Genomic DNA, 19,525 nt, shown 5'->3' with positions numbered 1-19,525 from the left:
GGGCCGGCGGCCGTTCTGGTCGCCGACCGACGCCGGGCGACGCGAGGCGGTCACCCGCCCCGCGGGGACCCCGGGGACCCCGGGGACCCCGAGGGGTCACCACCCGAGGAGGTAGGCCCCCCGCCGCAGGCCGGCCAGCACGGCTCCGGCCGTCTCCTCCGCCGTCCCCCTGCCACCCTCGCTCCGGTGCGCGCTCGCGCCCCCGTTCAGCACCACGTAGTGCAGCGCCGCCCCCGTCGCCCGGCTCTCCCGGCGGAAGGAGTCCAGCGCCGTCGGCGCGACCGAGCCCTCCACCACCACCTGGTAGCCGCCCGAGGCGAAGGCGAAGGCGGCCTGCGCGGCCGCCGCGAGTGCGGTCACGTTCTGCCGCCGGGCCTCCGGCAGGTGCGGCGCGACGTACCCCTGCCGGACCGCCCGCTGGAAGTCCTCCGCGCGCAGGTGGACGCTCGGGTACAGCGCGTCCGCGACCAGCGGGGCGACCGCACCGATCCCGGCCCCGGCGGCCGGGTCGGAGAGGACGACCACGCTGCCCGCTCCCCGTCCGCCTCCGAGCTCGGGCCCACCTACGGTCGTACGGTTCACAGCTGCTGATCCCTTCACGGGCGGGGAAGGACGGGGAGCCGGGGCGGGACGGCCGGAGCGCGCGGGCCGGCCCGACGCGGAACACAGGCGGGCCGAACCCGGCAAAGCGGACAGCCGACCGCCTCGTCCCCACGAGTGACTGCTGTCGGAGATCAACCTAGTCCACCGCGCGGCCCCGAGTCCTCCCCCTCCCGATACCTCCCGCCGGTCCTCCCCGCGCTCCTCACGCCTGCCCTTCCGGACCTCGCCTCCGGGGCCCTTCGCGCTACTCCGCCACCTGAAGGACGATCGGGTTGGTCAGCGCCGCCATCGGGCCCCACGGCAGGTCCGGCCCCATGGAATTGCCCTTCCCCGGGGTCCCGTCGGCCCTGGGGCGCCGGACCTCCGCCCGGACGAACGCCGCCAGCGAGGCCGTCGTCCGCCAGACCACCGTGCCCGCGCCGTCGGCCGGCAACGACTCCTGGTGCAGCTGGCCCTCGTCGGTCAGGAACCGCACCGTGCCGTTCGGCACTCCCGCGACCGCGAGCCGGACGTCCACCGGCGCGTCCGCCGGGACGGTCAGCTCCTCGCCGATGCCCGCCTGCCGGCCGTTCCCCGTGGCGGTGAACTCCAACTGGACGGTTGCCGATTCGGCCAGCCAGCTGCGCCCGGACCGGATCCCGTCGAGGACGTCGTCCCGGGTCAGGTCCTCGGCCAGGACGACCGTGTGGGGCGAGCCGATCACCTGCGGCGCGCTGTGCGCGTCGCTGTTGCCGACCGCGGGAAGCCAGGACCGGCCCTGCCGCAGCGCCACCGCCAGCCGGGCGTCCCAGCCGTCCACCGCCGACTCGTCGTCGTACGTCCACGGGCCGTTCCACACCTCGACGGCGTCGGCGTCCTCGTACCCGAACTTCCACTGGCAGGCGACGTACGGGCAGAACGGGTGCGCCGGCACCACGAGGCCGCCCTGCCGCCGCACCTGCCGGGCGAAGCGGGGGAACGCCTCGTCGCGGGAGCGGTACCGCCAGTCGACGAACTGGCCCGGTTGCAGACCCAGGGCCAGCCAGTGGCCGTTCCTGGTGGTGACCTCCTCGCCGAGCATGATCAGCAGGTCCGGCCCGGCGAGCGGACCCCAGACACCGTGGGCGGAGGTGGTGTTGTGGTCGGTGGAGACGAGGAAGTCCAGCCCGGCGGCCCGGGCACCGGCCGCCACCTCGGCGGGCAGCCGCCGTCCGTCGGAGTGCACGGTGTGCAGGTGGCAGTCGCCCCGGTACCAGGCGCGCCCGCGCCCCCGCGCCCGCTCCGGCGGGTACGAGGGGGTGAAGACGCCCCCCGGGGCCCCGGAGCGGAGGGTCACGTCGACCCGGTACTCCAGCCCCTGGGGTGCCACCTGGTACGGGCCGAGCACGACGTGCCAGCGCCCGGGCCGGACCGGTCCCGGCAGGTAGCCGGGGGTCGCCTGCTCGCGGCTCACCGAGAACTCCGTCCGGAACCCGCCCGACCAGCCGCGGAAGCCGCGCCCGCCGAGGTCGGTGCCGCGCTCGTCGAAGAGCCCGATGTCGCAGGAGTTCCCCGGAGTGCCGGCTGGAACGGTCGGCTTGTCGTACCGGTAGGTGACGGCGACCTCCCGGACCCCCGCCGGCACGTCGAACGGCAGGTAGACGAAGTCGGGGGCTCCGGTCGGCAGCCGTCCGGTGAGCGTGATCGTCCGGTCCGCAGCTCCGGGCGTTCCCTCCTCCGCGCGGGCGGCGCCGGCACCCGCCGCACCGAGTGCCCCGGCCGCGCCGGCCGCCCCGGCCGCGAGCAGCCCGCGCCGGCCCAGTAACCCCTTCTCGCCGTGCACATCGTCCGCCATCAGATCCTCCGACTCGCCCGGGACGTTTTCCGCCTCCTACCCGCGCTCCCGCCCGCCCCGGTGAACCACGGGTGAGCCGGACCTCACGTTCACGCGGCAGCCCCGTGAAGGTCGCCCGGGTTGCGCGGACTGACGATCAGTCTCTTCATGGGACGTGGATCATCTGAACATCAGACAGCCCGGGAGGCTCCCCATGTCACTCAGCCGGCGGACCCTCCTGGCGGTCGCGGCCGGCAGCGCGCTGGCCGCGTGCCGGCCCTCCACCGCGCGTCCGCCGACCCCGCCCGGCCCTCCCACCCCTCCACCGACCGCCTCACCCACGCCCACCCCCACGCCCTCGCCCGCATCCGCGCCCGCAGAGACGCCCACGGTCGCCCCCACGCCCGCTCCCACCTCCGCCCCGGCAGCCATCCCCGTCCCGCTCCCCACCCGCACCACCGTCACCACCCGCTACGCCGAGGCCGCCCCCACCGACTGGGGCCTCGACGTCCCCGGCGTCCTGAGCGCGCTCCCCGACGGCGAGCGCGCCATCGCCCTCACCTTCGACGCCTGCGGCGGACCCGGCGGCTCCGGCTACGACGCCGGGCTGATCGAGACCCTCCGCACCCACGACGTTCCCGCCACCCTCTTCCTCAACGCCCGCTGGATCGACGCCAACCCGGCGACCTTCGAGGACCTCGCCGCCGACCCCCTCTTCGAGATCGCCAACCACGGCACCGCCCACCGCCCCCTGTCCGTCACCGGCCGCTCCGCCTACGGCATCCTCGGCACCGGCGACGCGGGCGAGGTCTACGACGAGATCTCCGGGAACCTCGAAAAGCTCACCGCGCTGCTCGGCCGGCCACCCCGCTACTTCCGCGCGGGCACCGCCCACTACGACGACGTCGCCACCCGCATCGCCGCCGACCTCGCCCAGCCCGTCGCGGGCTTCACCACCAACGCGGACGGCGGAGCCACCCTCACCGCCACCCAGGTCCACCGCGAACTCCTCGACGCCCCGCCCGGCGCCATCGTCATCGCCCACATGAACCACCCCGCCGCCGGCACCGCCCGCGGCCTCGCCACCGCCCTCCCCACCCTCCTCGCCACCGGCCGGACCTTCACCCGCCTCTCCGACGCCTTTCACTGATTCCACCGAGCGCTGCTCTGACAAAGCAGATGTCGGCGGTTCGAACCGCTCGTACGCGTGCGAGGAAGGGCCGGGCGCGCGCCTCCACCGGGGCGCTGCTGTCGTCCGGTGCGTGAGGTTTCGCGCTCGGGGTGTCGAGATCCGGCGTGCTCAGGCCGGTCGGCTCTCGCCGACGGCCGCCGCCCCGGTGGCGCGGGCGGTGGAGACCGGGAGGGCCGCGGCCACCCGGAAGCCCGGACCGTACGGGGCCGCACTCAGCAGGCCGCCGAAGAGGGCGACCCGCTCGCGCAGCCCGAGCAGCCCGTGCCCGGTCGACAGCTCCCGCTGCGCGCCCGGGGGCCGCCCGGCGCCGTCGTCGACGACCTCGATGATCAGCGACTCGTCCCAGGTGATCCGCACGACCGCCCGGGTGCCCGGTCCGGCGTGCTTGGTGATGTTGGTGGCCGCCTCCTGGACGAGGCGGTAGGCGGTCTGGCCGACGCTGTCGTCGATCCGCAGCGGCGTACCGCGCGTCTCCAGGGAGATCTGGACGCCGGCCCTGCGGATGTCCGCCAGGAGCCGGTCCAGGTCCCCCAGGCCGTGGGTGTTGCCCTCCTCGGCCGGGGTCTCCGAGGTGCGGAGCAGCCGCAGCATGTGTCGGAGCTCGGCCATCGTGGACCTCCCGAGGTCCTCGATGTGCTCGAAGGCCTCACCGCGCGCCGGGTCCTCGAACGCCGTGACCCGGGCCGTCTCGGCCCGCATCACCATCACCGCGACGGCGTTGGCGACGATGTCGTGCAGCTCCCGGGCGATCCGCACCCGTTCCTGGGTGACCCGCCGGCGGGCCTCGGCGACCTCCTGCTGTTGACGCTCCGCAGCCCTCCTCGCCGCCCGGCTCCACCGGGCGAGCCACCAGACCGCGAGGGTGATCGGCAGGTAGAAGGCGATGTTCGCGACCAGCACCGGGAGCGTGGACGATCCGCCGTAGAAGGCCACGGTGGAGTAGATCGCCAGCGAGAGCGGCACGAAGGCGAGGGCGAGCGCCGGCAGGGCGACGGACCGCCGGCACTGCTCGGAGACGGTGTAGAGGGCGATCAGCAGGCCGAAGCACGGCGTGTAGTCGAAGACGTGGGCGATCGAGAGCAGGTTGGCGCCGGTGGCGATCACCCACACGGCGCCGAACGTGACCACCGGGCGGCGGCGGCGCAGGACCAGCGCCGCCCCCTCGGCGGCGGCGAGCAGCAGCATCCACAGCCGCTGCTCCCACGTCGTGGAGGGGACGATCAGGGTGCCGAAGTAGAACAGTTCCGGGACGAGGGCGACGAGCGCCAGCGCGGCGTCCTGCAGCCGGACGGAGCGCACGCCCCGGACGTCCCCCGTCCGGTCCTGCGGCGTGGTCATCGTGCCCACGGTCCGGTCAGGTGCAGGGTGAGCACGTGCGGCTGCTGCAGCACGTCCTCTCCCCGTACTCCTCGGCGCCGGAGGAGACGCCGCCGTCGGCGGTGAGGGCGTCGAGCCACCACTTCTCCGGCGGGGCGAGTCCCCCCGGGCGCACCACGCCGAAGCCGAGCTCGGCGTAGACCGCCCACTGGTCGCCGTGGTGGCGGACGAGGCTTTCGGCGAGGCGGGCCGGCGAGACCCGTTCGGCGTGGACGCCGAACCGCGAAGGGCTGACCAGGGTGAGCACGGCCGCCGCCGCGGTGATCCCGTCCCCGTTGACCGCGGACAGGCTCAGCCCGCCGGACAGCACGACCTGGGAGTCCTTCCCGTCTCCGGGTGACCGGGATATTCGCACGAGGTATCTCTTCCAGGGACTGGCGAGTGTCTCGGGAGGATCCGGCACCAGCACGGTCTCCGCGCTGGTCAGGATCCCGTGGGCCAGCGGTTTGCCGAGCTCACCGCCGCCCCGTCGGGCAGGGTGCACGGTGACGGCGACCGCGGGCGCGTCGGTAGTTGGCTGTGTACTCATCGTAACGCCTCGACATCGGACGGGCCCGCCCTGGGGGTGCGGGCGACTACCTCCACAGTCGTCCCGTCCGTGTCCCGGGAGCATGAGCCCGAGGCCCCACCCGGGCCCCGGTTCGCTCGGCGGCCCGGGTGCGCCGGGCTGCTCCGGCGGAGTCGGCCGGAGCCGGCCGGCCCGGGGTCAGCGGGGGGTGGGGCGGGCGAGGAGTTGGAGGAGGCCGACGAGGGCGACGCCGGCGACGATCTCGCGACGGTCGATCATCCCCTGGACGCGGTCGAGCGGGATCCACTCGATCCGGTCCGCCTCGTGGGTGTCGACGGGCGGCCCGGTGCGGACGGCGCCGCGGGCGAGGAAGACGTGGTGCCGGGCGTTGCTCATCCCGCCGACGGGATGGGTGTAGCCGAGGGGCTCCACCGAGGCCGGCCGCCACCCGGTCTCCTCCTCGGCCTCCCGGACGGCGGCGGCCTCGGGGCTCTCGCCGGGCTCGACGATGCCGCAGGGGACCTCCCAGCCCCAGGCGTCCGTGGTGAACCGGTGGCGCCAGATCATCAGGACCTCGTCGCGCTCGTTCAGGACGACGGCTGCCGCGACCGGCGCCCACTTCACCAGGTGGTGCTCGTAGCGGGGCATCCCCTCCGGCTCGACGTCCACCAGGTCGAGTTCCACCCAGGGGCTGGAGTAGACGGTGCGGCTGCCATGGACGGTCCACTCGCTGCTCACGGGTACCTCTGTTCGGGACGGGACGGTCCGCGCCATCCTGCCAGAGGCGCCGGGGCGGGGCCCCGCCTACGCCTCCGGCAGGACGGTGATGGCGGTGGCGAGGAGGCCCCGGTCGACGCGCCAGCGGCCCGCGAGGGTGGGGAGCGGGGAGGGGACGAGGAGGGTGGCGTCGAAGGTGCCGTCGGGGCGGAGGGTGAGCTCGGCCTCGGAGAAGTCGAGGAAGCGGTGGGTGAGGGGGAACCAGGTCTTGTAGACCGACTCCTTGGCGCTGAACAGGATGCGGTCCCAGGGGACGTCGGGGTGGGCGGCGGTGAGGGCCGTGTTGCGGCGCTGCTCGGCGGGCAGGGCGATGGCGTCGAGGACGCCCTCGGGCAGCGGCAGGGCGGGTTCGGCGTCGATGCCGACGGAGACGACGTCACCGGCCCTGGCCACCGCGGCGGCGCGGAAGCCGGCGCAGTGGGTGAGGGAGCCGATGACGCCGTCGGGCCAGCTCGGCGCGCCGCGCAGGCCGGGGACCAGCGGGCGGTACGGGACGCCGAGCCGGCCGAGGGCCAGGCGGGCGCAGTGACGGACGGTGGTGAACTCGCGGCGGCGGGAGTCGACGGCGCGGGCGACGACCTCGGCCTCGGCCGGTTCGAGCCGGGCCTCGGCCGGGTCGTCGTAGGCCGTCTCGACGACGACGGACGCGGGCAGGAGTTCGCCGATCACTGGTCCCCCTCAAGAAGTTGCTGGCCGGACGAGAGTAACGCGGGGCTACTCGAAGGCGGCGGCCGCCTCCCGCAGTGCCCCGGCGACGGTCTCCGGGTCGTACGGGGCGGGCTCGCCGGGCAGGTAGGTGACGGCGCGCAGGCCCCCGCTGTACCGGAACGAGCGGTGGCGCTCGTACAGCGGCCAGGAGACGGGGGACTTGCGGTCGACGCCGACGCTGATGCCCTGGAACGGGGCCATGCCGATGAGCTGGTGGACCGGGCCGAGCCGGCCGGTCTCCACCCCGTCGACGAGGACGCGGAACTCCCACCTGAGGTCGGCGACGGCGGTGGCCTCGACGGTGACCAGCCGGGCGCCGGGGGCGAGCGGGCCGGCGTCGGCCTCGGTGAGGTCGCCGTACTGGTTGTAGGCGAGGCGCAGCCGGCCGTCCTCGACGTAGAGGCTGTAGCCGCCGCCCTGGTCGCCGTGGGAGACGAGCACGCCCTGGTCGTCGGGGCCGTGGCGGTCCAGCTCGACCTCGATCGCGAAGGAGCGGAAGGAGATCAGCCGGGAGGAGCGGTAGCGCTCCAGTTCGGGGGTGCCGGCGAGCAGTCGGACCGGGCGGCGGAGGCGGGCGTCGTCGGGGTGCCGCAGGGCGAGGGCGCCGCTGCCGTCGGCGAGCGGGAAGACGCCGTTGCGCCGGGCGGCGGTCTCCCAGGCGGCGGCGAGTTCCTTGACCACGTCCGGGTGGCGGTCGGCGACGTCGTGGATCTCGGTCGGGTCGGTGCGCAGGTCGTGGAGCGCCCACTCGCCGTCGTCGTAGGGGGTGCCGGGGCGGTGCAGGGTGACGAGCTTCCAGCCGTCGCGGTAGTAGCTGCGGTTGCCGGTCATCTCGCAGTACTGCTCGTGGTGGGTGGAGTCGGCGGCCGCCTCCCGCAGGACGGGGGCGAAGCTGATGCCGTCGAGGGACTGGACGGGACGGCCGGTGCGGTCCGACGGGCGTTCCACGCCGGCGAGTTCGAGCAGGGTGGGGAGGATGTCGGTGACGTACTGGTACTGCGGTCGGACGCCGCTGTCGCCGTCGGCGCGGGGCAGGCCGGCGGGCCAGGAGAGGACGAACGGGACGCGGACGCCGCCCGCGTGGGTCTGGCCCTTGTAGAGGCGGAACGGCGTGTTGGAGGCCATGCCCCAGCCGCGCGGGTAGTGGACCAGCGACTGCGGGCCGCCGATCAGGTCGATCTCGCGCCGGACGTCGGGGTTCCAGTCCGCCGGCAGGTTCGGGTGGTGGACGAAGCGGCTGAAGTAGCTGCGGGTGCCCTCGGCGCCGCCCTCGCCGGTGCCGCCGTTGTCGGAGGTGAACACCACGATGGTGTTGTCGAGTTCGCCGAGTTCGGCCAGGGTGCCGAGGAGTCGCCCGAGGTTCTGGTCGACGTTGTCGACCATCGCCGCGTACACCTCCATGTAGCGGGCGTACAACGTCTGCTGGACCTCGGTGAGTTCGTTCCACGGGCCGACCTCGTACCCGGCCTCGGAGTTGCGGTCGGGCAGTTCGGTGCCGGGCGGGAAGTGGCCGGCGGCGAGCTGGCGGGCGAACCGGGCGGTGCGCAGCTCGTCCCAGCCCCCGTCGTAGCGGCCCCGGTGCCGGGCGAGGTCCTCGGGCTTGGCCTGGAGCGGGCCGTGCACGGCGTTGTGGGCGAGGTAGAGGAAGAACGGCTTGTCGGCGTCGTGGGCGCGCAGCGAGGTGACCATGGAGATGGCCCGGTCGGTGATGTCGTCGGTGTAGTAGTAGCCGTCCGGCAGCTCGTCGATGTCCAACGGGCTGTTGTCGCGGACGAGTTGGTGCGGGTGGAAGAGGCTGGTGAGCCCTTCGAGGACGCCGTAGTACTGGTCGAAGCCCTTCTGCAGCGGCCAGTTGGCGCGGTTGTCGGCGGCGTTGGAGGCGGAGTCCCGGGTGAGGTGCCACTTGCCGACGGCGTAGGTGGCGTAGCCGGCGTCGTGCAGCAGTTCGGCGAGGGTGGGGATGTCGCCGGCCACCTCCATGCCGTAGCCGGGGAAGCCGGGGTCGGCGTTGGCGACGAAGGAGTAGCCGACCCGGTGCGGGTTGAGGCCCGTGAGCAGGGCGGCGCGGGCGGGCGAGCAGAGCGGCATGGTGTGGTAGTTGGCCAGCTTGACGCCGCGCTCGGCCAGGGCGTCCAGGGTGGGGGTGGGGATCTCGGCGCCGAACGGGCCGATGTCGCTGTAGCCCATGTCGTCGACGAGGACGACGACGATGTTGGGCGCGCCCTCGCGGGGGCGGACCCGGTCGGGCCAGGCGGCGGTGGACTCGCGGAAGGTGCGGCCGACGGTGCCGGGGAAGCCCGCGTACGGGTCCCGGTAGTGGGGGTCGGCGGCGTCGGGGCCCGTGGCGTCCGCGGTGTCCGTCGTGTCTGTGGTGTCCGCGGGTCGGTGGTCGGACGTGCTGCTCATGCGGTGCTCCGGGCGGTGAGGGGGGCCGGCGCCGCCAGCTGCGGTACGGCGGAGAGGAGTTCGGTGGTGTAGGGGTGCTGCGGCGCGGTGACGACGCGGTCGGCCGGTCCGGTCTCGACGATCCGGCCCCGGTGCATCACGGCGATCCGGTGGCTCACCTGGCGGACCACGGCGAGGTCGTGGGCGATGAAGAGGATGGCGAGGCCGAGTTCGCGCTGGAGCCGGGCGAGCAGCTCGATCACCTGGGCCTGGACCGAGACGTCCAGCGCGGAGACCGGTTCGTCGCAGATCAGCACGCTGGGTTCGGGGGCCAACGCCCGCGCGATGCCGATGCGTTGACGCTGCCCTCCGGAGAAGGCGCGCGGGTGGCGGTCGGCGGTGGCCGGGTCGAGGCCGACCTGCTCCAGCAGTTCGGTCACCCGCTTCTCGCGCGCGGCCCGGTCGCCGTAGCCGTGGGCGATCAGCGGTTCGGCGACGATCTGCCCGGCGGTCATCCGCGGGTTGAGCGACGCGTACGGGTCCTGGAACACCATCTGGAGTTCACGCCTGGCGGCACGCTCGCCGCCGCGCCCGAACTCCTGGCCCCGGAACCGGATCTCGCCCCCGCTCGGCGCGTGCACCTGGACCAGGGCGCGGGCCAGCGTGGACTTGCCGGAGCCGGACTCGCCGACCAGGCCGAGGGTCTCGCCGGGGTGCAGCACCAGGTCCACGCCGTCCAGGGCGGTGACGGCGCGCCTGCGGGAGCCGTACGTCTTGCGCAGGCCGCTGACGGCGAGGAGCGGCTCGGCGCCGGGGGTGCTGTTGGCGGCGGCCCCGGAGGGCGCGTCGAGCCGCGGGACGGCGGCCAGCAACTGCTTGGTGTACGGGTGTTGCGGTGCGCCCAGGACGTCGGACGTCTCCCCGGACTCCACCACCCGGCCGTGCCGCATCACCAGCAGCCGGCGGCAGGTCTGGGCGATGACCCCGAGGTCGTGGCTGATCACCACCAGCGCGGTGCCGGTCTCCCGGTTGATCCGGGTGAGCAGGCGGAGGATCTGCTGCTGGACGGTCGGGTCGAGTGCGGTGGTGGGCTCGTCGGCGACCAGGACCTCGGCGTCGTTGGCGAGCGCGAGGGCGATCATGATGCGCTGGCGCTGGCCGCCGGAGAACTGGTGCGGGTGGTCGCGCAGCCGGTCGGCGGCACCGGGGATGCCGACCAGGTCCAGCAACTCGACTGCCCGGGTGGATCGTTCGGCCCGGCCTGCGGTGCCGTGGGCACGCAGTGCCTCGTCGAGCTGGCGGCCGACGGTGAGTACCGGGTTGAGCGAGGACATCGGGTCCTGGAAGATCATCGCGATCCGCCGGCCGCGCAGCGCGCGCAGGGCCGGTTCGGGCAGGGCGGCGAGGTCCTGCCCGGCCAGCTCGACCGAGCCGCCGGTGATCCGGCCGCCGGCCGGCAGCATCCGCAGCAGTGCCAGCGCGGTGGTGGACTTGCCGGAGCCGGACTCGCCGACCAGGCCGAGGGTGTCCCCGGCGGCCAGCTCGAAGCCGACCCCGTCGACGGCGGTCACCGCGCCGGCGGTTCCGGCGCCGGGGCCGGGGCCGAAGGTGACCGTCAGGTCGCGGACCCGGAGGACGGTGCGGGCGGCGGAACCGGGGGAACCGGCGGTGGTTCCGGCGGCTCCGGTGGCGTCGGTGGGCCCCGCGTCGCCCGGGTGGGCGTCGGTGGCGCCGGGCACGACGCGGGTGTCCCGGACAGGGCTGCTCATCGGCGGATCCCCCGGTTCAGGGCCTCGGCGATCAGCGTGAAGCCGAGCACCAGCGCGGTGGTGGCGGCCAGCGGGGCCGCCGCGAAGGTCGGATGGGTGGAGAGGTAGCCGACGGACTGGCTGAGGATGGAGCCGAGGGTCGGCTCCGGCGGGCGGACGCCGAGCCCGAGGAAGCTCATCGCACCCTCGATGAAGACGCCGATGGAGAGGGCGACGGCGGTCTGCACGATCAGCGGGTCGACCGCGTTGGGCACGACGTGCCGCAGCAGCACCCGCCGCCGGGTGGCGCCGCCGACCCGCGCGGCGAGCGCGTACTCGCGCTCCCGCTGGACCAGGATGCCGGAGCGCAGCTGCCGCCCGAAGCCGGGGATCTCGGCGAGCGCGATGACGATGAACACCGGCCAGCGGCCCGGTCCGAGCACGGCGGTGACGGCGAGCGCCAGGATGATGCCGGGGAAGGCGAGCACCAGGTCGAAGGAGCGCTGGACGGCGACGTCCGCCCACCGGTGGGAGGCGGCGAGCAGGGCGAGCGAGCAGCCCAGCAGCGCGCCGACCGGGACGGCGCCGAAGGTCAGCGCCAGGTCGGTGGTGATGCCGTGCAGGACCCGGCTGAAGAGGTCCCGTCCCAGGTCGTCGGTGCCGAACGGGTGCTCGGCGCTCGGCCCGGCGAGGGCGAGGGCGCTCTGCGCGTTCGGGTCGAGGTCGGTGAGCAGCGGGGCGAGCAGGCCGGCGAGGGCGACCACGCCGACCAGGGCGAGGCCGGTCAGGCCGCGTCCGGTGAGCAGCCCGGCGAGGTAGCGGTTGCGGCGCCGCGCCGGCGGCGGGGCCGGGGCGGTCGGTGACGGGGCGGGGGCGGTCAGGGCGGTCATCGGTTACTCCCACCGGATCCGGGGGTCCAGCCAGGCGTACGCCAGGTCGGTGAGCAGCTGGACGGCGACGTAGACGGCGACGATCAGCAGCAGGAGGTCCTGCACGACGGGGTAGTCGCGGCGGATGACGCCCTGCTCGATCAGCTGGCCGAGTCCGGGCCAGGCGAAGATCCGCTCCACCAGCACCGCGCCGGCGACGAGGTGGCCGACCTGGAGGCCGAGCACGGTGACGGCGGAGGGCAGCGCGTTGGGCAGGGCGTGCAGCCAGACGATGCGGCGCCGGGAGACGCCGACGGCGGTGGCGGTGCGGACGTAGTCCTCGGCGAGGGCCCGTTCGATGCCGTCCTTGAGGTAGCGGGCGAGGACGGCGGCGCTCGGCAGCGCGAGGCAGACGGCCGGCATCAGCAGGTACTGGAGGGCGAGGTCGGGGGCGTCGAGGAACGACTCGTGGCCGCCGGCGGGCAGCAGGCCGAGGGTGACCGCGAACAGCAGCACCAGCAGCACGCCGGTGACGAACGGCGGGACGGCCAGGACGGCGGTGGTGAAGGCGTGGACGGCGGCGGCGACCGGCCGGCGGCGGGCGGTGGCGCCCAGGACACCCAGCGGCAGGGCCAGCAGGACGACCAGGAGGAGGGCGCCGAGGGTGAGTTGGACGGTGGCGGCGATGCCGTTGCCGATCAGGTCGGAGACCTGGCCGCCGATCGCGTAGCTGGGCCCGAGATCGCCGCTCAGCAGGTTGCCGATCCAGGTCAGGTACTGGCCGACGAGCGGTTCGTCCAGGCCGAGTTGGGCGCGGATGGCGGCGACGGCCTGGGGTCCGGCGTCCGGTCCGGCCAGGGTGGTGGCCGGGTCGCCGGGGATGAGGCGGAGGATGAGGAAGACGAGGAAGGAGGCGAGGAGCAGGACGAGCAGCCCGGAGGGCAGCCGCTTGAGGAGGAAGGTTCGCATCGGTCGGGCCGTCCGTCAGGCCGTCAGGTAGGCGTCGTCGAGGTTGAGGTAGCCGAACTTGTTGAGGGTGGCGCCGCGCACCTTGCTGCCGGCGACCTCGGTCAGGCCGGCGATGGCGAGGTCGATCACGAACTGCTCGTCCAGCAGGACGTCGGTGATCTGCTGGTAGAGCGCCTTGGCCTCGGGGCTGTCGCTGTCGGGCCGCTTCCACGCCTTCTGCACGATCTCGGTGTAGGCGGGGGAGGAGAAGTGCGAGCTGTTCTTGGCCTCGTTGAACGGGTAGGCGCTGACCGCCAGGGTGGCGGGGTGGAGCTGGGCGAAGCCGTGGCTCAGCGTCCAGAGGGCGGGCATGGTCTGCGAGATGAGCTGCTTCTGCATGGTCGGCGAGTCGGTGGGCTGCAGCACGGTCTCGATGCCGACCTGCTTGAGGTCGTACTGCAGGATCTGCGCGATGGCCGTGTTGCCGGGGTCGTTGGAGTGCGCGAAGGGCAGGGTGATGCCCGTCAGGCCGGCCTCCTTGAGCAACTGGCGTGCCTTTTCCGGGTCGTGGCGGTAGCGGCCGGCGGAGGCCTCGCTGTACGCGGGGGAGGACTTGGGCCAGGGGGTGGAGGACACGGTGCCGTAGCCGCCGAGCGCCTGCTGGACCAGCCGGTCGCGGTCGACGGCCCAGGCGATGGCCTGGCGGACCCGCTTGTCGGAGACGTGCTCACCGGTCACGTTGGCGCCGATGTAGTAGGCGCCGGCGCCGGTGTCGTACGAGGTGATCCGGAACTGCGGGTCGGTCTTGAGGGTGGCGACGTCCTTGCCGCGGATGCTGTAGGAGAGGTGCGTCTGGCCGGTCTTGAGGGAGGAGAGCAGCGACTCGGCCTGCGGGACGATCCTGATCTCGACGCCGTCGAGGTAGGGACGGCCCGGGTTCCAGTACTTCTCGTTGCGGGCGAAGGTGATCGAGCTGCCCGGCTTGCGGTCGGTGAAGGTGTACGGGCCGGTGCCGATCAGCTTCGTCCCGGCGAAGGCCTCCTCGACGCTGGCCGAGTCCGGGATGATCATGAACTCGAAGAGGTCGAAGATGTTGCTCACCGGGTGCGCGAGGGTGAGGGTGAGCTCGAAGTCGCCGTTCTTGCGGAAGTCGGTGACGGCGGCGGCGGTGGAGCGCAGCTGGGCCGAACGGACCGGGTTCTGGAGGTTCTTGACCGCGAAGACCACGTCGTCGGCGGTGAACCTGCGGCCGCTGTGGAAGAGCACGTCGTCGCGCAGCTTCAGCGTGACGGAGGTGCCGTCCGGGGAGACCTGCCAGGAGGTGGCCAGCTCGGGCTGCGGCTGGAGCCGGTCGTCGTACCTGGTCAGGGTGTTGAAGACCAGGCGCTGGACGAGGGTGTTGGCGCTCTGGGCGAAGAGCAGGGCCGGGGTGAAGTCGACACCGGCGCCGACCGTGAGGACGCCGCCCCGGCGAGGGCTCGCCGCGTCGCCCGCGGGGGCGGTGGCGGTGTCGGCCGCCGAACGGCAGGCGGCGAGCGTCAGCAGGCCGGCGCCGGCCAGGCCGCCACGGAGCAGGGTCCGGCGGGAGAGCCCGGAGGCGGACGGAGCGGGGAAGACGGGCATGGGCGGAAGTCCTTTGCGGTGAGGAAGGGTCGGCGGGCGACGGTCGGCGGGCGGGGCGGTGGGCGACGGGGTGTGGTCGGCGGGCGACGGTCGGGGGACGGTGCGGGCCCGCCGGCGGTCAGCCGAGCCGGACCGGGACGGCCGGCGGGGCCTCGGCCGCCGCCGCCATGGCGTGCAGCGGCCGGGCGTAGAGGCCGGCGAGCGCCGCCGCCCCCGCCGCCACGGCCAGCACGTCGGCCCCGCGCTGCTGGGCGATCAGCAGGTCGGCGTCCCGGCGAAGGTGCGAGCGGAGCGCGAACTCCTCCCGCACCACGTCCAGGTAGGCCTTGTCCAGCAGGGCGAAGGTCTCGGTCAGGACCAGCAGGTCCGGATTGACCACGTCGGCGAGCAGTGCCAGCGCGCGTCCGACGGTCGCGGCCCGGCGCCGGACCAGCTTGTCGGCGCGCGGGTCGCCCGCCAGTACGGCGGCGGTGAACTCGGTGCGGTCCGGTGTGCGGGTGATGCCTTCGGCGGCCGCCGCCTCGAAGAGCGTGGTGTCCGAGGCGGCGACCGCCAGACAGCCGGTGCGGCCGCAGTGGCAGAGCTCGTCGCTGTCCGCCACGGGGAGGTGGGCGACGTCCCCGGTCGGGGACTGCGGTCCGACGTGCACGGTGCCGGCCACCGCGAGCGCGGCGTCCACCACGTGGCCGACGAACAGGTGCACCATGGAGCGGCGGGCCGCGGGGTGCCCGAACAGGATTTCCGCCTGGGCCAGCGCCCGGGCGTGGTTGTCCACCTGGACGGGCAGGCCGGAGGCCTTCGCCAGCAGCTCGCCGAGCGGCAGGTCCCGCCAGCCGAGGGGTTCGTGACGGACCATCACGCCGCGTTCCCGGTCCACCGCGCCGCCGGTCACCGCGCCCAGGCCGACCGGCGTCCGGCCGTCCGGCACGGCGGCCAGCAGCCGGGGCAGCCGCTCCAGCAGCGGCCGGAGCACCGCGTGGCCGGTGCGGCCCCGGTTGCTCAACTCCTGGCGGTACAGCACGTTTCCGCGCAGGTCGAGGAAGGCGAAGGTGGTGTACGGAACACCGATGTGCAGGCCGGCGACGGCGAGCCGGCCGGTGTCGACGTCCACCGGGAGCTGCGGGCGGCCCACCGTCCCGGCGCCGCCGCCCGCCAGTTCGGGCCGCTCGCGGAGCAGCCCGAACCGGGAGAGGTCGACCACCTGCCGGGACACCGCGGCCGGGCTGAGTCCGGTGAGCGCGGCGACCCGGCTGCGGGCGACCGGACCGTGGTCCAGCACCGCCCGCAGCACGGCCGCGGCGTTGACGTCCCGCCGCTCGTCCCCGGTGCGGGGCTTCTCGGCCGGGGGCGGGGATGCGGTGAACATCGGCGGTCCTTCGGGGCGTCGGGGCGTCGGGGCGATGGGTGCCGGGGCGTTGGGGCGATGTGGCGATGGGTGCCGGGGCGGGGCCGGCGGGGTCAGCCGCGGGCTGCGGCCTCCAGTTCCTCGGCCGGCACCAGACCGGCCACCTTCGGCGGGTCGGCGGGCTCCAGCAGCCGGCTCGGCACCCCGTCGACGCCGACCGGCAGGTCGCCGTCCAGGGTGATCCGGCGGACCAGGCGCGGCTCGTCGCCGTAGTCGTTGACCGCGTAGTGCTGGGTGGCCCGGTTGTCCCAGATGACGACGTCGCCGACCTGCCAGTCCCAGCGGACGGTGTTCTCCAGGCGCTCCACGTACCGCTGGAAGAGCGTGATCAGGGCCCGGCTGTCGGCGCCCGAGACGCCCTGGATCCGCTGCGCGAACGCGCCCAGGAGCAGGCTCTTCTCACCGGTCACCGGGTGCACCCGGACCAGCGGGTGCTCGGTCTTGAACGCGGTCGAGACGAACACCTGACGGAACAGGTTGGCGATCTCGGCGTTGTCCGCCAGCTCCGGGCGGAGGGCCAGGCTGGCCGCGTAGTCGTAGTCGTTGGTGTGGACGGCGCGCAGCGACTCGGCCAGCACCTTCAGCGGCTCCGGCAGGTCCTCGTACGCGGCGACCGTGTTGGCCCACACGGTCGATCCGCCGGCCGGCGGGAGCTCCAGGGAGCGCAGGATCGACGCCTTCGGGTAGGACGGGACGAAGGTGACGTCGGTGTGCCAGTTGTTGGCGCGCACGCCCTTGGTGGCGTCCAGCTCGAAGATGTAGCGGCCGTCCGCGCTGGGGACGGTCGGGTGGCCGACCGGGTGGCCCAGCAGGCGGGCGAACGCCTCGTGCTCGGCGTCGTCCAGGTGCTGCTGGCCGCGGAAGAACAGGACCTTGTGCGTGTGGAGCGCGGCCTCAATGGCGGCGACGGTCCCGGTGGGCAGGTCGCCGCCGAGGCGGACGTCGTTCACGATCGCACCGATCCGGCCGGCGGCCGGGGTGAGGTCGAGCTCGGTGATCTGGTTCTGGGCAACACTCATGACGGTTCCTCAGCTCTCGTGGGGAGGCGGGGTGGAGGGGAGTGGGAGGCCGCTTCGACGGCGTGCCGCGGTGCGCCGGGGCGTGGCGGCGGCAGGGCCGGTCGCGGGCAGGCGGAACGGGAAGCGGGTGACGTGGGTGCGGCGGTGTGCGGGCCGGTCGCGGCCGGACGGGCACAGCGGGGCGGCGCGCCACCCCGGGTGCGGGTGCGGGTCCGGGTGCGGGTGCGCCGGTCCGGGGACGCGGTCGGCGCGGCCCGGACGGGTGTCAGCGGGCGAGCGCTCCGCGACAACAGCGGCGGCGACACGGGCCCCGGCGAACGGGGCCGTGCTCGGCACGGTCAACGGTGCTCATCGGCCCTCCTTCCGGGCGTTTCGAGTGGCTCGGCGCTCATGGTGCTGAAGGCGCGGCCTCCCTGTCAATCGTCCGTTCTGCCTGGTGGACAGGGGTATTGCGGCGCTGTGGCGCGGTGTTGCGGCCGATGTCGGGGTGATGTCGGGGGTGCGACGGCGGAGTGTTCCCGCCTGTCGGGGGAGTATCGGGATTACTAACTTTCGCAGCGGAAGAAACCCCGGAGGAGGCCCGCACGCATGCGAAAGGCCCGCCCGGAGCAGCTCCGGACGGGCCTTTCGTCGCCCCGTGTCACGTCAGGAAGCCCGCGACCTCGGCCGTGAACAGTTCGGCGTCGTCGAGCCACGGGTAGTGCCCGGCCTTCGGCTGCACGGCGAACCCGGCGTCCGGGAAGAGCGCGGCCAGCTCGGCCGCCGCCTTCGGGGGAGCGCTGACGTCCACTTCGCCGGCGAGCACCAGGACGCGCGCCGCGCAGGCGGCGAGCCCGGCCAGGGTGGCCGGCGGGTCGAAGGCGCCCTCGGAGCCGAAGACGCCGGCCGCCTCGCTGTTGCGTCGATCGCCCTCGGCCGCCGCCCGGGCCCGGGCCTGGTCGTCCCAACGCCCGTACGTGAACGGGGTGATGGCCGGCCAGTCGGCCGGTCCGCCGCGCCCGGAGATGATCGCATCCAGCGCCGCGTACGCCTCGGCGAACCACGGCTCGCCCCGGCGGAGCCGGGCGGTCTCGCGCCGGGTCTCCCCGTCGATCGTCACGCCGAGGGCCATCACGGAGGGCGTGATCAGCGCGAGCCGCGCCACCCGCTCGGGGTGGCGCTCCGCGTACCGGACGGCGAGGTTGACGCCGGCCGAGTGGCCGAGCAGGTCGAGCCGGTCGAGCCCGAGGTGGACGCGGAGCGCCTCGACGTCGTCGACCAGGCGGTCGCAGCGGTAGGTGGTGGTGTCGGCGGGTACGGCGGAGTCGCCGGTGCCCCGCAGGTCGAGGACGACCAGGCGGCGGCCGGTGCGGGCGGCCAGCCCGCCGAGGTCGCCGAGGTAGCGGGAGTCCTGCATGGGCCCGCCGGGCAGGCAGACGACGGGGTCGCCGTCGCCGTCGCCCTCGACGCGGTAGGCGAGGAGGGTGCCGTCGGGTGCGGAGAAGGTGTGCATGACAGTGATCTTGTCAAGCCGTCCTCCCGCTGTACACCGGGTTCCCGCCGGTGCGGGGGAGCCGGCCCCGTCAGGCGCCGAGCAGGCGGGCGAAGTCGAGCCCGAGGCTGCCGAGCACGGGCAGTGCGCCGAGGTCGGTGACGGCGCCGACGGGGATGCTGTAGCCCTGGTTGACCTCCCGGTGCGCAGGCGCAGGCGCAGGGGCAGGCGCGTTCACCGGCACCGGCACTCGCACCGGAGTGGCGGCGGCCTGGCCGGCGGCCGTCCCGAGGAGCGCGGCGGCGCCGAGCAGCACGGCCAGGACGGTGGGGAGGGCGGTGGGGAGGGCGGTGGGGAGGGCGGTGCGCACGGGGGCCTCCGAGGACGCGTGGACGGTGCCGGGTCAACGAGCCGGGGGACCGTGCGGTCACGTATCGTCCCCCCTTCGGCCGCGTTGGTAAAGCTCCCTGACTTGTGTTCATGACAACACGTCAGATGTCTGTACCGGTCGTGTCGGGCCTGCCTACCGTCCTCCCACCGAACCGAACCGGGAGGGTGCACATGCGAGTTGTCCCGAACCTCCGGATCCTGGCAGGCGTCCCGCTGGCCGCCGCCGCGCTCGTCGCGCTGAGTGCCGGCACCGCGAGCGCCGCGATACCGATCAACAAGCCCGTGAAGGGCAAGGCCACCTACTACAACGACGCCGGCTACGGCGCCTGCGGGAGCCGGATCGACGCGGCCACCCAGATGCTGGTCGCCGTCTCGCACACCTGGTGGACCACGGCGAACCCCAACAACGACCCGGTCTGCAAGGGCATCTCAGTCAAGGTCACCTACCAGGGCAGGACCGTGACCGTCCCCGTCAAGGACCAGTGTCCGTCCTGCGACGCCACCCACATCGACCTCAGCCAGCCCGCCTTCGCCACGTTCGCCCCCCTCGGCCAGGGCGTCATCAACGGCCTCACCTGGCAGTTCGTCAAGGCGGGCCTCGCGGGCGGGAGCATCCCCCTCTCCGACCCGGTCACCGGCTCCACCCCGGGCTGAGCGGGCCCGCCGGCACCTGCCGGTCCGGCCGTCCGCCCCTGACAGGGTGCAGGGGC

17 protein-coding genes are annotated in these 19,525 nt (G+C 74.2%); 2 read left to right on the top strand and 15 right to left on the bottom strand.

Going from position 1 to position 19,525, the window contains the following annotated elements; all coding sequences use genetic code 11:
• Positions 1–96: 96 nt before the first annotated feature.
• Together ACFWOG_RS07540 and ACFWOG_RS07535 are read right to left on the bottom strand one after the other, a co-directional pair.
• Positions 97–525 carry a hypothetical protein gene (locus ACFWOG_RS07540; RefSeq protein WP_329951980.1) on the bottom strand — a complete coding sequence of 143 codons (429 nt, stop codon included), beginning with the start codon at positions 523–525 and terminating at the stop codon, positions 97–99.
• 322 nt (positions 526–847) lie between these two features.
• Complete coding sequence (locus ACFWOG_RS07535; protein WP_329951979.1) at positions 848–2,416, bottom strand: CehA/McbA family metallohydrolase; 1,569 nt, start codon at positions 2,414–2,416, stop codon at positions 848–850.
• A gap of 193 nt (positions 2,417–2,609) precedes the next feature.
• Between ACFWOG_RS07535 and ACFWOG_RS07530 the strand changes: the two genes are divergently transcribed.
• Complete coding sequence (locus ACFWOG_RS07530; protein WP_380355749.1) at positions 2,610–3,545, top strand: polysaccharide deacetylase family protein; 936 nt, start codon at positions 2,610–2,612, stop codon at positions 3,543–3,545.
• A 150-nt stretch (positions 3,546–3,695) separates the two neighbouring features.
• Here ACFWOG_RS07530 and ACFWOG_RS07525 read toward each other — a convergent pair whose 3' ends face one another.
• From ACFWOG_RS07525 to ACFWOG_RS07465, 13 genes are all read right to left on the bottom strand, one after another.
• Entirely contained in the window at positions 3,696–4,925 is a 1,230-nt protein-coding gene (locus tag ACFWOG_RS07525) for a sensor histidine kinase (protein ID WP_380355746.1), read from the bottom strand.
• Between the two features lie 16 nt (positions 4,926–4,941).
• On the bottom strand, positions 4,942–5,493 hold the full coding sequence (locus ACFWOG_RS07520; RefSeq protein WP_380355743.1) for a hypothetical protein: 552 nt from the start codon (positions 5,491–5,493) through the stop codon (positions 4,942–4,944).
• A 177-nt stretch (positions 5,494–5,670) separates the two neighbouring features.
• Positions 5,671–6,210, bottom strand: a complete 540-nt coding sequence (locus ACFWOG_RS07515; protein ID WP_329950065.1) for an NUDIX hydrolase — start codon at positions 6,208–6,210, stop codon at positions 5,671–5,673.
• 66 nt (positions 6,211–6,276) lie between these two features.
• A complete protein-coding gene (locus ACFWOG_RS07510) occupies positions 6,277–6,918 on the bottom strand; it encodes a 4'-phosphopantetheinyl transferase superfamily protein (RefSeq protein WP_329880909.1) in 642 nt (213 codons plus the stop codon).
• A gap of 45 nt (positions 6,919–6,963) precedes the next feature.
• Positions 6,964–9,363, bottom strand: coding sequence for an arylsulfatase (locus ACFWOG_RS07505; protein ID WP_380355738.1), 2,400 nt, complete (start codon positions 9,361–9,363; stop codon positions 6,964–6,966).
• Positions 9,360–11,111 carry an ABC transporter ATP-binding protein gene (locus tag ACFWOG_RS07500; protein WP_380355735.1) on the bottom strand — a complete coding sequence of 584 codons (1,752 nt, stop codon included), beginning with the start codon at positions 11,109–11,111 and terminating at the stop codon, positions 9,360–9,362. The genes ACFWOG_RS07505 and ACFWOG_RS07500 overlap by 4 nt, the downstream gene beginning before the upstream one ends.
• Positions 11,108–11,980, bottom strand: coding sequence for an ABC transporter permease (locus ACFWOG_RS07495; protein ID WP_329880915.1), 873 nt, complete (start codon positions 11,978–11,980; stop codon positions 11,108–11,110). The genes ACFWOG_RS07500 and ACFWOG_RS07495 overlap by 4 nt, the downstream gene beginning before the upstream one ends.
• A 3-nt stretch (positions 11,981–11,983) precedes the next feature.
• Positions 11,984–12,928: an ABC transporter permease gene (locus ACFWOG_RS07490; RefSeq protein ID WP_329880916.1), complete on the bottom strand. Its 945-nt coding sequence runs from the start codon at positions 12,926–12,928 to the stop codon at positions 11,984–11,986.
• A gap of 15 nt (positions 12,929–12,943) precedes the next feature.
• Positions 12,944–14,530, bottom strand: coding sequence for an ABC transporter substrate-binding protein (locus tag ACFWOG_RS07485; protein WP_329950069.1), 1,587 nt, complete (start codon positions 14,528–14,530; stop codon positions 12,944–12,946).
• A 118-nt stretch (positions 14,531–14,648) separates the two neighbouring features.
• Positions 14,649–15,896 carry an ROK family protein gene (locus ACFWOG_RS07480; protein WP_329950070.1) on the bottom strand — a complete coding sequence of 416 codons (1,248 nt, stop codon included), beginning with the start codon at positions 15,894–15,896 and terminating at the stop codon, positions 14,649–14,651.
• A gap of 92 nt (positions 15,897–15,988) precedes the next feature.
• Positions 15,989–16,954 carry a TauD/TfdA dioxygenase family protein gene (locus ACFWOG_RS07475; RefSeq protein ID WP_380355729.1) on the bottom strand — a complete coding sequence of 322 codons (966 nt, stop codon included), beginning with the start codon at positions 16,952–16,954 and terminating at the stop codon, positions 15,989–15,991.
• A gap of 640 nt (positions 16,955–17,594) precedes the next feature.
• Positions 17,595–18,446, bottom strand: coding sequence for an alpha/beta fold hydrolase (locus tag ACFWOG_RS07470; RefSeq protein WP_380355726.1), 852 nt, complete (start codon positions 18,444–18,446; stop codon positions 17,595–17,597).
• A 70-nt stretch (positions 18,447–18,516) separates the two neighbouring features.
• Positions 18,517–18,795 carry a hypothetical protein gene (locus ACFWOG_RS07465; protein ID WP_380355723.1) on the bottom strand — a complete coding sequence of 93 codons (279 nt, stop codon included), beginning with the start codon at positions 18,793–18,795 and terminating at the stop codon, positions 18,517–18,519.
• A 191-nt stretch (positions 18,796–18,986) separates the two neighbouring features.
• On the opposite strand from ACFWOG_RS07465, the gene ACFWOG_RS07460 reads away from it, so the two are divergent.
• Entirely contained in the window at positions 18,987–19,469 is a 483-nt protein-coding gene (locus ACFWOG_RS07460) for a cysteine/serine endopeptidase inhibitor (RefSeq protein ID WP_329950074.1), read from the top strand.
• Positions 19,470–19,525 lie beyond the last annotated feature (56 nt).

It is taken from the genome of Kitasatospora sp. NPDC058406 (genome assembly GCF_042722765.1).
Classification (GTDB): Bacteria; Actinomycetota; Actinomycetes; order Streptomycetales; family Streptomycetaceae; genus Kitasatospora.
Note: the sequence above shows the minus strand (reverse complement) of the source record. Positions and strands in the feature narration are given on the sequence as shown.

Coding starts and splice junctions, on each gene's coding strand:
- ACFWOG_RS07535 (WP_329951979.1), bottom strand. CDS start 2,416: ATGGCGGACGATGTGCACGGCGAGAAGGGGTTACTGGGCCGGCGCGGG.
- ACFWOG_RS07530 (WP_380355749.1), top strand. CDS start 2,610: ATGTCACTCAGCCGGCGGACCCTCCTGGCGGTCGCGGCCGGCAGCGCG.
- ACFWOG_RS07525 (WP_380355746.1), bottom strand. CDS start 4,925: ATGACCACGCCGCAGGACCGGACGGGGGACGTCCGGGGCGTGCGCTCC.
- ACFWOG_RS07520 (WP_380355743.1), bottom strand. CDS start 5,493: ATGAGTACACAGCCAACTACCGACGCGCCCGCGGTCGCCGTCACCGTG.
- ACFWOG_RS07505 (WP_380355738.1), bottom strand. CDS start 9,363: ATGAGCAGCACGTCCGACCACCGACCCGCGGACACCACAGACACGACG.
- ACFWOG_RS07500 (WP_380355735.1), bottom strand. CDS start 11,111: ATGAGCAGCCCTGTCCGGGACACCCGCGTCGTGCCCGGCGCCACCGAC.
- ACFWOG_RS07495 (WP_329880915.1), bottom strand. CDS start 11,980: ATGACCGCCCTGACCGCCCCCGCCCCGTCACCGACCGCCCCGGCCCCG.
- ACFWOG_RS07490 (WP_329880916.1), bottom strand. CDS start 12,928: ATGCGAACCTTCCTCCTCAAGCGGCTGCCCTCCGGGCTGCTCGTCCTG.
- ACFWOG_RS07485 (WP_329950069.1), bottom strand. CDS start 14,530: ATGCCCGTCTTCCCCGCTCCGTCCGCCTCCGGGCTCTCCCGCCGGACC.
- ACFWOG_RS07480 (WP_329950070.1), bottom strand. CDS start 15,896: ATGTTCACCGCATCCCCGCCCCCGGCCGAGAAGCCCCGCACCGGGGAC.
- ACFWOG_RS07475 (WP_380355729.1), bottom strand. CDS start 16,954: ATGAGTGTTGCCCAGAACCAGATCACCGAGCTCGACCTCACCCCGGCC.
- ACFWOG_RS07470 (WP_380355726.1), bottom strand. CDS start 18,446: ATGCACACCTTCTCCGCACCCGACGGCACCCTCCTCGCCTACCGCGTC.
- ACFWOG_RS07460 (WP_329950074.1), top strand. CDS start 18,987: ATGCGAGTTGTCCCGAACCTCCGGATCCTGGCAGGCGTCCCGCTGGCC.